The organism is Phaeovulum sp. W22_SRMD_FR3, assembly GCF_052113705.1.
GTDB lineage: Bacteria > Pseudomonadota > Alphaproteobacteria > Rhodobacterales > Rhodobacteraceae > JBGQOG01.
Genome location: NZ_JBGQOG010000039.1, coordinates 1 through 10,699, shown reverse-complemented (window position 1 = coordinate 10,699; position 10,699 = coordinate 1). Strand labels below are relative to the sequence as shown.

Below are 10,699 nucleotides of genomic sequence, written 5' to 3'. Positions count from 1 at the left end.
TTCCGTCTCGTCATATCCACACTCCAGTTCCTTGGTCACGATCTTATCTTCGTGTCCACGAAACCGGCAGCAGCTCATTTCCACCCGGAACTGAGCCGGGCAACAGAACACGGGCTGCGGGACCTTCGTCCCCTTGGCTTTCCGCTCCGGCGAGGCGTTCCAGTTTGATTGGAGTGAGGACTTACGGTTGTCGGCGGCGAGCGCATGAAGGTCCAAGTCGCCCATATCAGGCTCTCGAACAGCCGGGCCTTCCTCGTGCGGGCCTAGCCATTCCGATATTAGCCTTCGACAACTCCTTAGCGGCGGATGCGTTTCGTCAAATCACGGGACATGAGATCAAACGTAGTGGCGGCTAGGAATTCCTACCCAGCCGCCAACGCTCCAGTGCTGGACCTAGTCTTTGCCGTGCGCGACATCTTCGGAGGCGACGAACCGCCTTTGATAGAAGAACATTGCAACGGCGACCCCGAGTCCTAATAGGTCTGTGAGGAAACCCGCGTCCAACATTCCCAACGCTGCTCCAACCAAGAGCCCACGAAGCACCCAACCAATCTGGCCGAAGAACCAGCCGATGATGCCGCATGACAGCAGGTAGATCCCCAGCAGTGCAGATGCGGTGACGTGGATGGTGTCGAGCCAGGTACCTTGCATCAGAAGCGAATCTGAGAAGAAGAACATGTAGGGCACCACGAAGGCGGCTAGGCCGATGCGGAAGCTTTCCACGCTGGTCTTCATCGGATCGGACTGCGCTAGAGCCGCGCCAGCATAGGCGGCCAGCGCAACCGGCGGGGTGATGGCAGACATTACTGCGAAGTAGAAGATGAAGAAGTGCGCTGTCAGCGGCTCGATGCCAAGGTTGATAAGTCCGGGCGCGATAACCGAAGCCGCGACCGCATAGGCGGCTGTAGTTGGCATCCCCATGCCGAGGATAATGGCAACAAGCATTGTGAATAGCATCGCCAGGAGTTGCGAAGTGTCGGCGATACCGAGGAGCAGCGACGAGAAACGCGTGCCGATGCCGGTAAGAGCGATGACGCCTACGATGATCCCTGCCGCGGCGCAGACCGCCACAAGTTGAAGCGTCATCCGTGCGCCAAGGTCAAGTGCGTGGAACAGCTGTTTTGGGCCCATCCTATTGGGCGTCAGCCAAGAGACCGCAGCAGCGGTGATCATCGACAGCGTGCCGCAACGAATTACTGAGTAGCCGACGAAGAGCGCCCAGATGAGGACGAATATCGGAGCAAACAAGTAGGCCTGACGAAGCAGAGCGCCGAGTTTCGGCAGCGCCGACCGCGGAAGCCCCACCATGTTAAACCGCTGAGCCATCAGATCGACCATGAAGAAGATCGAGGCGAAGTAAAGCACCGCCGGGATTAGCGCCGCCCAGATGATGTCGGTGTAGGGAATGCCGGTGATCTCGGCCATGATGAAGGCCCCTGCACCCATGATCGGCGGCATGATTTGCCCGCCCGAAGATGCGGCGGCCTCGATCGCTGCTGCGGTCTGACCGCGATAGCCCACCTTCTTCATCAACGGGATTGTGAGCGAGCCGGTAGCGACCACGTTGCCCGCCGAAGTGCCGTTAATCATCCCCATGAGACCCGACGCGAAAACCGCTACCTTGGCCGGGCCACCGCGCTTGTGGCCCGCCGCCGCGAAGGCGACGTTCACGAAGTAGGCTCCCACATGGGTTGCCTGAAGGAAGGCGGCGAATACGACAAACAAGATGATGTAGGTCGATGAGATCGCGATGGGCGCCGACAGGATCCCGTTGTCGGTCATGATGTACGAGAAAAACCGTTTCGGCGCATAGCCATCGTGGTGCAGGATTCCTGGTAGCCACGGCCCGGCGAAGGCGTAGGCTATGAAGACGCCCGAAATGATGACCAGAGCCAGTCCAGCCATCCTGCGTACCCCTTCCAGGATCAGGATCACGCCGACGATGGCTGCCCACATGTCCGAGGGCTGTGCCATTGGCATTCCAGCCCGCATCTGCAGGGCGCGCGCGAAGTAGATAACGTATCCAATCGAGGCGACTGTGGCGATCGCGAGGAGCACATCGCAGGGTGCCCAACGTCCGATGCGGTGGTCGGCAAAGACCCAGCCATGCACCACAGCAAGGACGGTGCCAATAGTCAGGGGCACGCCGAAGGAGGTCATCGCCCAAACAGGCGGCTTGGCAGATCCTATGAACCACCAATTGCTCCAGATGACGGCAATAGCTACAGCGCCGTAGACTACGCCGGCGGCGGCCGCAGCCAAGAGAGCGAGGTTGCCGATATTCCGAGCAGGCTCGGGCTTGTCGATCTCGACATTATGAGCTCCGAAAAGAAGGAAGCCTAAAGCAAGACCTCCGCCAAGGTGGAGAAGGCGATAGGTCCAGGTTTCCAACGGATAGAGGTTCATCACTACCAGGTGAAAAAGCGTGTATGTGGCGCAGGCCGCTGCGAAGCCATAGTGCCTGAAGCCGCCAAAGATGCGCTGGTTGCTCGTGGGCGGGTCTTCATCGACGGCAGCCGTCGCTTCGATGGGTTGGTCAAGTTCGGTGAAGGATCCCGACGACGGAACCTCACCGTGAGTAGAAGTGGTCATGACATCACCGGAATGTACGAGTTGGATGGGAAGCGGCGGGTCAGGGTGGCCGACCCGCGCGCACCGATCTTGCGTGAGGCGGATTCAGCGCAGGTTGTCGGGGATGGTGATGCCGATCTCTTCGTAGTAGCGAACAGCGCCGGGATGAAACGGTAGGAAATTGTTCTTGTCCCAGTTTTCGGCGAGCGTCTCGATTGCCGAGGAGTGGATCTGCTGCATCCGCTCGTTGTTGCTCAGAACGAGTTTGGTAATCTCGTAGGCTAGGCTGTCCGGCACAGAGGCATTGGCGACAGCGAAGTTCCACATCGCGACCGTCGGGATGTCCGCATCCTGACCCTTGTAGGTGCCTGCAGGGATGGTGAAGGTCTGCATTGATGGCACGGCTTCGACGAAGGTCGTGACCTCGGCGTCAGACAGCGGAAGGAACGTGATGGCCTGCTGCACGGCCAGTTCGCTGTAGGCACCGGTCGGAAGACCGGCGGCATAAACAAAGGCGTCGATCAGACCGTCGCCCAGCTGACCGACGGCATCTGATGCGCCGGCAAAGCTCGCGTTCACGTCGATGCCCGCTTCGTCAAAGTATCGCTGCCAGTAGGTCGCAGAGGTTCCGGACGCCGGGCCAAAGTTGACGCGCCTGCCTTCAAGCGAGGCGATATCGGTGATTCCCGAGCTGGACAGCACCGCAGCCTGCAAGGGCGTCTGATACATCGGGAACAGAGCACGCAGGTTCGCGGCGGCCATGCCGGGCATCAGTTCGCTTTCGCCAGCCATGGCTTCCTGGGCCGGGCCGGTCGTGGTGAATCCGAGCAGCGTCTCGCCTGCTTCGACCAGCGCGACGTTCTGGATCGGACCGCCGGTCACTTCGGCGCTGGCCGAGAGGCCGAGTTGCTCGCCGATCAGCGAGGCTAGGCCCGAACCCCAGACGAAGTAGGCGCCACCCTGGGAACCGGTCGAGATACTCAGCGACGACGGCCAGTCAGACTTGTCCTGCGCGGCGGCGGGCAGTGCGGCAATCGCGCCGGAAACGAGGGTTGCGAATGTGGTCAGTTTCATGGATCTCTCTCCTCCCATGTGCTCCTCCGACACCGCGCCGGAAGACGCGATGCCGTGTCCAACACCATGATGGGAGAGGATACAGAAGAATACTCGCCAAAAATTATATACAGTTTCGCTATTATTAGGCGCTGTTTTCTATCACCTTCAGATGCCTGTCGAGTGTCTCGAGCAGTGCGTCCCTCTGCGCATCACGGGTGCCCCTAGTCCAAGCAGCGGACAAGATCAGTTTCGAACGTGTCGTACCTTGCGGAATCGTCAACGGAACGAAGCGAACCCCCGGGACTGCGATCCTTGCCGTCCAGCGCGGGACAATGGCAAGGCCCGTTCCGGTCGCGACCAGATTTACTATCGTGTGCTTTTCCTCTGCCACTTGCGCAATCCGGGCCGTCAGCCCCGCGTCGAGGAACAGTTTGATGGTGAGGTCGTGGGAATGCGGACGAGATCGACGATCCGGAACGATCAGTGGCGCATCCGCGAGATCTTCGACGAAGATCTCAGATTGCTCGGCCAGCGGATGGCGGTCCGGAAGTGCTACCACGGCTGACTCGAAGAAGAGCGTTCGAAAATTGATCCGCGGATCGCGCGTATCGGGCGGGCGACAGAATGCGATGTCAAGACTGCCGCTCAGGAGTTTGGGGAGCAAGTGGATCGTCTTTTGCTCGATCAATTGAACCTCGATGTCGGGGTGCTCGTCTCGCAAGAGTTGAAGAAGTTGCGGAATCAGCCCGGCTGCCGCGCTGTCTATGGCGCCGACGCGCAGGACAGGCACTTCGGACTTGCGAATATCGCGAATTTTGTTTTCGAGCGCTTCGGCTTGCGTGACGAGTGCACGCACATCTTCAAGAATAGCCTTGCCTGCTTCGGTTACGGTGACGCTTCGGGTTGTGCGAAGGAACAGCTTCGCCTCAAGTCGATCCTCGAGAATGCGGATCTGCCGTCCAAGAGACGCAGGCAACATGCCCAGCGATTGCGCCGCCCTTCCAAAATGAAGCTCGTCGGCCGCGACAATGAAGCATTTAAGATGAGAGATATCCATTGTTGGTTCCGATTCACCATTACTATCTCAAAACAGTATATAATCTTGCGCGCGTTGAGGTGTCTATAGCGGTCAGCATAACGTCCTTCTCGTGATCGCCGGATTGGCAACGCATCGGGAGGACATCGCGGCGGACAACCTTGTTTCGCGCCCTTCGTCGGTGCATCCGGCACTCTTTGAGACCCTTTGGAGGACGGATACGCCCATGAAAACCTACAAGATCGCTTCGATCCCGGCCGATGGTATCGGTCCGGAAGTCATCGCAGCCGGGCTCCAGGCCCTAGAGGCACTCGCTCGCCGAGACGGCAGCTTCGAACTCGACGTCACCGAGTTCGACTGGAGCTCGGAGCGCTACAAAAAGACCGGCGCACTGATGCCGGAGGACGGTCCGCAGCAGCTGAAAGCCTTCGACGCCATCTTCTTCGGTGCCGTCGGCGCGCCAGACGTGCCAGACCACGTCACCCTTTGGGGCCTGCGCCTGCCGATCTGCCAGGGCTTCGACCAGTACGCCAACGTTCGGCCGACCAAGATCCTGCCCGGCATCAAATCGCCGCTTGAAGGTGTCGGCACGGGTGATCTCGACTGGGTGATCGTACGCGAAAACTCCGAGGGTGAGTATTCCGGTGTCGGGGGCCGTGCCCATCGCGGCCTGCCCGAGGAAGTGGCGACCGAAGTGTCGATCTTCACCCGCGTCGGTGTGGAACGGATCATGCGCTACGCGTTCGAACTGGCGCAATCCCGGCCGCGCAAGTTCTTGACCGTTGTCACCAAGTCGAACGCCCAACGGCACGGAATGGTGATGTGGGACGAGATCGCCGCCGAAGTTTCGAAGGACTTCCCTGACGTTGCTTGGGACAAAATGCTGGTCGACGCGATGACTGTACGCATGGTCAAGAACCCGCGTTCGCTCGACACTATCGTCGCTACCAACCTGCATGCAGACATCCTATCGGATCTTGCGGGCGCGTTGGCCGGATCGCTCGGCGTCGCGCCGACCGCAAACATCGACCCGCAAAAGCGCAACCCGTCGATGTTCGAACCGATCCATGGCTCGGCTTTCGACATCACCGGCAAGGGTATCGCCAACCCGGTGGCAACCTTCTGGACTGCCTCCCAGATGCTCGAGCATTTGGGCGAAATCGATGCGGCCCGCCGCCTGATGCGTGCGGTAGAGAAGGTTTGTGCCGATGGCATCCTCACTCCCGACGTGGGCGGCACGGCCAACACGCGACAGGTGACGGACGCAGTCTGCGACGCCATTCGCGGCGAAAATATTTGAAAGAAACGCAAATGACGGTAGATGACGCACCGGCGCTCCTGCGCCGAATGATGGAGGCTGCAATCGCGGCAGCCGATCCGGCCACGGTGCTGGCGCGGCATTTGCCGGAAAAGCCTGATGGACGCTGCATTGTGATCGGCGCCGGCAAGTCCGCGGCTGCCATGGCTCGGGCCGTGGAGCAGGCATGGCCGGATGTGAACCTGTCAGGTGTCGTAGTGACCCGCTATGGTCATGCGGTCCCGACCAAGCACATTACGGTTCGGGAAGCCTCTCATCCTGTGCCGGATGCAGCCGGACTTGACGCGGCGAGAGAGATCATCCGCGCTGTAGAAAGTGCCGGACCAAACGATCTCGTGCTGGCGCTGATCTCCGGCGGTGGTTCATCGCTGATGCCACTGCCTGTCCCGCCACTTACGCTGGAAGACAAAATCATCGTCAATAGGCTGCTGTTGCGCTCAGGTCTCACCATCGACGACATGAACCGAGTACGCCGCCGCTTGTCGATCATCAAGGGAGGCGGGCTGGCATTGGCTGCCGCGCCCGCTAGGTTGGTCACTCTTGCAATCTCCGACGTACCGGGTGACGATCCTGCCGCTATTGCGTCGGGTCCCACGGTGCCTGACCCGACAGTAAGTGAAGACCTCAGTCACCTTGTCAGTCGTCTTGGTCCCGATTTGCCCCCAGCGGCACGAGAGGTTCTAATCAGCACACCTACGCAAACAGCTGCTTTCGATGTCGATTTCCGCATGATTGCCACGCCGCAGATGTCACTGGAAGCTGCCGCGGAAATTGCCCGGGCAGCTGGCGTCACCCCGGTGCTCTTGGGCGACGCGTTGGAGGGTGAAGCTCGCGAGTTGGGCATCGCCTTTGCAGGCATTGCCAAATCCGTCGCACAACATGGCTGTCCTGTCCCCGTGCCTGCCGTCCTGCTTTCGGGCGGCGAAACCACGGTGTCCATCGGCGAAGCCAAACCCGGACGCGGCGGACGCAACACCGAGTTCCTGCTCAGCCTCGCCGTTGCCTTACGCGGACAGGCAGCTATCCACGCCGTGGCAGTCGACACTGACGGTATCGATGGCACCGAAGACGCCGCCGGCGCCCTGATCGGGCCGGATTTTCTCAAACGTGCCTCGGAGCTCGGGCTAGACGCAAAGAGCTTTCTCGCCGTGCACGACAGCTATTCACTCTTCGACGCCACCGGCAATCTGGTTCGCACCGGACCGACACTGACAAACGTGAACGATTTCCGTGCCGTTATGATCCTCTGAAAGGAATTTGAAATGATCCGCGATCGACGCGCAAAGATCGTCGCTACCATTGGCCCTGCAAGTGCCTCGCCGTTTATGCTGCGCAGCCTGTTCAAAAAGGGGGTAGATACCTTCCGCCTGAACTTCAGCCACGGGGAGCACTCGACCCACGCCTCGGTGATTGCCGCGATCCGAGCGCTAGAGAACGAGGTCGGTGTGCCGATCGGAATCTTACAGGACCTCCAAGGACCGAAGATAAGACTGGGGCGCATCGCCGGAGGAGTTCGGACGCTTGATCGGCATGAGAAGGTCATTTTCCTGCCCACTGGGACCACCCCCGACGATACGTCATTACCGCTGCCACACCCGGAGATCTTCGCGGCCATCGACATCGGGCATCGTTTATTTATCGACGACGGTCGAGTGCGGCTCAAGGTGACTCAGAAACGAGCCGATCGGATCGAGGCGGAGGTCTTGGAAGGCGGTAGGGTTAGCGACCGCAAAGGAGTGAACTTGCCTGACTGCGTGCTCGACCTGCCGGTGCTGACCGAAAAGGACCGTGCTGACCTCGACTTCGGCTTGTCACAGGGCGTCGACTGGGTTGCGCTGTCTTTCGTTCAGAAGGCCAGTGACCTTGATGAGATCACGGGGATTATCGACGGTCGCGCCGGACTGGTCTCGAAGATCGAGAAACCTTCGGCCCTGCAGGACATCGAGTCCATCGTGGCGAAATCCGACGCCATTATGATCGCGCGTGGAGACCTTGGTGTCGAAATTCCACCCGAGGACGTGCCGGCGAAACAGAAGGAGATCATCGCACTCTGCCGCCGGGCATCCCGCCCAGTGATCGTGGCCACTCAGATGTTGGAATCGATGACCTCAAGCCCCGCGCCAACCCGGGCCGAAGCCTCGGACGTTGCAACAGCGATCTATGATGGCACCGACGCCGTGATGCTGTCAGCCGAGAGTGCCACGGGCGAGTATCCGTGCGAGGCGGTCGAAGTAATGGACCGCATCATCCGTTCGACGGAGGGTCACGCGCTCTATGTCAAGGCGATGGCTGCGACCCGCGAAGTTGCCAAAACCGAGGCCGACGCTATTGCCGATACCTGTGCGACGTTGGCCTGCCGAATGGGTGCCAAGTGCATCATGGCTTATTCCATGTCAGGCGCTACAGGCACCCGCATTGCCTCAAGGCGACCGAAACTGCCTCTGATCGTGATGACTCGCGACACCAAGGTCTCGCGCCGAATGGCTCTGGTCTGGGGCGCGCGCTCCGTACTTGAAGCCTCGGCCGTGGACTATGACAGCATGGTGCTGACGGCCAAGGATGAATGCCAGAAATTGCTCGCGCCTGAGATTGGCGACAAGATGGTCATACTGTCCGGCGTACCTTTTGGCCAGGTCGGTAGCACCAACAACATCCGCGTCGCGACGTTCCGCCAAAACCTAAGCGAGGGCTAGTACAATGAGCACAATCTTGCATATTCACGCTCGCAAAATCCTCGACAGCCGTGGTAACCGTTCCGCACAGCCGACTTCTTCAGCGGCCTGCTAGTGGGAAGCCGACCTCCGGCACCGCGCCCGCGGCGCGTATGGGGTAGCGGTCATTCATGCACCGTGCAGCAAGGGAGCCGCCCTTTGTCCATAAGAGCTGGAAGCGGCCGGTCGGGGCGTGACGCCCATCCGGCAGGCGGAACGAGGTGCAGGCCCGCGCCGCTGACTCTCTGCTATTTTCGTCCCCCTACCGGACGCACATCGGGCATGCGACGAAATAAATCGGGCCCCGGGGGCGGTTTTGCTGGCGCATCAGCCCTCGAGATTGCTAAACAGGAATGAAGGGCGCGGATGTTAGGCCGCGACGAGAAGGTCGTAAAGGCTCAAAAAATGGCTTCGGCGCAGCAACTTATTGGGCTCATAAAGAGCCATGCAGAGGGGGACGAAGAACGCTTCTTCGATCTCGCGATGCAGCTTGCCGCAGCAGAAGAACAGCGCGGCCACAACCGGTTAGCGGAACAGCTGCGGCAATGGGCTGAAGCATCAAAGACACCAAAGACCGCTGCGACTGCGAAGTTGACACCGCTGGCAGCTCCGCGGGGCGATCTCGCGGGTATCTTGGGCGCACGGTATCCGACAACATCGCTCAACGACCTGATTTTGCCGGATTGCCTCTCCGACGAACTGCGTCATATCGTTGTAGAAACTCGGAAACGCGATCTTCTTGAAGAGAAGGGGCTGCATCCACGCCGACGACTTCTCTTTTCTGGCCCTCCAGGCACAGGAAAAACCCTAAGCGCAGAGGCATTGGCCGGCGAACTCAAGTTCCCCTTATTCACAGTTCTGCTTCATGGGCTGATAACCAAGTTCATGGGAGAGACCGCTCAGAAGTTGCGCCTGATCTTCGATGCGATCCGCACAACTCGCGGCGTTTACCTTTTCGACGAAATCGACGCACTGGCGGCATCTCGCGGAAATGAGAATGACGTTGGTGAAGCCCGGCGAATTCTGAACTCATTCCTCCAGTTCCTTGATGAAGACACCGGCCCGTCTATTGTTGTCGCCACCACGAATATCCCCGAGATTTTGGATAGGGCGGTTCTTCGGCGTTTCGAACTCGTGCTGCCCTACGAGCTGCCTTCCAGAGAGGCAGTTCAAAAGGCTTTGCGGCGGCGTTTGATTGGTTTCAGCGTTACAGATGTGGATTGGGATGCTGTGTTGAGGATTGCAGAAGGTCTTTCAACCGCAGATGTTGTTGCCGCAGGGGAAGATGCCGGTCGACGCGCTGTTTTGTCTTCAACCGACAGGATTTTGACGGATACGCTTATAGCCTCAATGGAGCGTCGGCGTTCGTTGCATGGACTTGGAACATCACTGAATGGAACGCAATCGCCCTCATCTAATTTTAGACGGCTCCGGACAGGCACTCGTGTTTCAAGCCAGGGGCGGCGGTCAGACAAGACGACCAAGTGACGTCCCGAACCGGCGAGCACATGCACAGGCGCTACTGCGAGCGATTGATGGGATCGGTGACCCGGCGGTGCAGGGACGACCCGGTGTTTACCTCGAGATTGAGGCGCGACCAAACGAACCGTTCGTGACGAAGAGCCTCGATGCTAGCGGCCTGCATCTGCTCAGAGTCGACGCTGCCGCTGGGAACGATGCCTCTCCCGCCCGCGCCACTGTTTTTGCATCGCCTGACGGCATGGCTAGGTTGCGAAACAAGGTCGAAGCCTTTCAGGACGAGGACACACCGAGAGGGCGGGTGGTTCACATAAACCAGCGGAATCCCCGCCTCGACCGCCAGCACAGTCATCGCCGGGGTCGCCGAGCCATCCACCGCATTGACGATGATGGCATCGACGCCATTGGCGACAAAGTTCTGCACCTGGTTCATCTGCCGCGCGACATCAAGCGTAACCGACCGGTTGGCACCGCCTGCCTGATGGCATGGTGATCGTTTAAGGCACGTGCATAACGACGTCGTTAACG

General features: G+C 59.7%; 8 protein-coding genes and 1 pseudogene. 5 read left to right on the top strand and 4 right to left on the bottom strand.

Annotated elements, in window-relative coordinates:
• Nucleotides 1-100: 100 nt before the first annotated feature.
• Nucleotides 101-264: pseudogene (locus ACEN2S_RS22800) on the top strand (IS21 family transposase); the annotation flags it as partial.
• 129 nt (nt 265-393) lie between these two features.
• On the opposite strand, the gene ACEN2S_RS22795 reads toward ACEN2S_RS22800, so the two are convergent.
• The 3 genes from ACEN2S_RS22795 to ACEN2S_RS22785 all read right to left on the bottom strand — a co-directional run bounded on the left by ACEN2S_RS22795 (nt 394) and on the right by ACEN2S_RS22785 (nt 4,684).
• On the bottom strand, nt 394-2,592 hold the full coding sequence (locus tag ACEN2S_RS22795; RefSeq protein WP_441870879.1) for a TRAP transporter permease: 2,199 nt from the start codon (nt 2,590-2,592) through the stop codon (nt 394-396).
• 84 nt (nt 2,593-2,676) lie between these two features.
• On the bottom strand, nt 2,677-3,645 hold the full coding sequence (locus tag ACEN2S_RS22790) for a TAXI family TRAP transporter solute-binding subunit (protein WP_441870876.1): 969 nt from the start codon (nt 3,643-3,645) through the stop codon (nt 2,677-2,679).
• A 124-nt stretch (nt 3,646-3,769) separates the two neighbouring features.
• Nucleotides 3,770-4,684: a LysR substrate-binding domain-containing protein gene (locus ACEN2S_RS22785; RefSeq protein ID WP_441870873.1), complete on the bottom strand. Its 915-nt coding sequence runs from the start codon at nt 4,682-4,684 to the stop codon at nt 3,770-3,772.
• Between the two features lie 205 nt (nt 4,685-4,889).
• On the opposite strand from ACEN2S_RS22785, the gene ACEN2S_RS22780 reads away from it, so the two are divergent.
• From ACEN2S_RS22780 to ACEN2S_RS22765, 4 genes are all read left to right on the top strand, one after another.
• Entirely contained in the window at nt 4,890-5,963 is a 1,074-nt protein-coding gene (locus tag ACEN2S_RS22780) for a tartrate dehydrogenase (RefSeq protein WP_441870870.1), read from the top strand.
• A gap of 11 nt (nt 5,964-5,974) precedes the next feature.
• Complete coding sequence (locus tag ACEN2S_RS22775; RefSeq protein WP_441870867.1) at nt 5,975-7,231, top strand: glycerate kinase type-2 family protein; 1,257 nt, start codon at nt 5,975-5,977, stop codon at nt 7,229-7,231.
• A gap of 12 nt (nt 7,232-7,243) precedes the next feature.
• On the top strand, nt 7,244-8,674 hold the full coding sequence (pyk, locus tag ACEN2S_RS22770; protein WP_441870864.1) for a pyruvate kinase: 1,431 nt from the start codon (nt 7,244-7,246) through the stop codon (nt 8,672-8,674).
• A 384-nt stretch (nt 8,675-9,058) separates the two neighbouring features.
• On the top strand, nt 9,059-10,180 hold the full coding sequence (locus ACEN2S_RS22765; RefSeq protein ID WP_441870861.1) for an AAA family ATPase: 1,122 nt from the start codon (nt 9,059-9,061) through the stop codon (nt 10,178-10,180).
• 31 nt (nt 10,181-10,211) lie between these two features.
• On the opposite strand, the gene ACEN2S_RS22760 is transcribed toward ACEN2S_RS22765, so the two are convergent.
• On the bottom strand, nt 10,212-10,699 hold a 488-nt coding region (locus ACEN2S_RS22760), incomplete at its 5' end, for a substrate-binding domain-containing protein (protein WP_441870858.1).

What these genes read in the sequence shown, in the direction of transcription:
- ACEN2S_RS22795 (WP_441870879.1), bottom strand. Translation starts at nt 2,592, where the DNA reads ATGACCACTTCTACTCACGGTGAGGTTCCGTCGTCGGGATCCTTCACC.
- pyk (WP_441870864.1), top strand. Translation starts at nt 7,244, where the DNA reads ATGATCCGCGATCGACGCGCAAAGATCGTCGCTACCATTGGCCCTGCA.
- ACEN2S_RS22790 (WP_441870876.1), bottom strand. Translation starts at nt 3,645, where the DNA reads ATGAAACTGACCACATTCGCAACCCTCGTTTCCGGCGCGATTGCCGCA.
- ACEN2S_RS22765 (WP_441870861.1), top strand. Translation starts at nt 9,059, where the DNA reads ATGTTAGGCCGCGACGAGAAGGTCGTAAAGGCTCAAAAAATGGCTTCG.
- ACEN2S_RS22775 (WP_441870867.1), top strand. Translation starts at nt 5,975, where the DNA reads ATGACGGTAGATGACGCACCGGCGCTCCTGCGCCGAATGATGGAGGCT.
- ACEN2S_RS22780 (WP_441870870.1), top strand. Translation starts at nt 4,890, where the DNA reads ATGAAAACCTACAAGATCGCTTCGATCCCGGCCGATGGTATCGGTCCG.
- ACEN2S_RS22785 (WP_441870873.1), bottom strand. Translation starts at nt 4,684, where the DNA reads ATGGATATCTCTCATCTTAAATGCTTCATTGTCGCGGCCGACGAGCTT.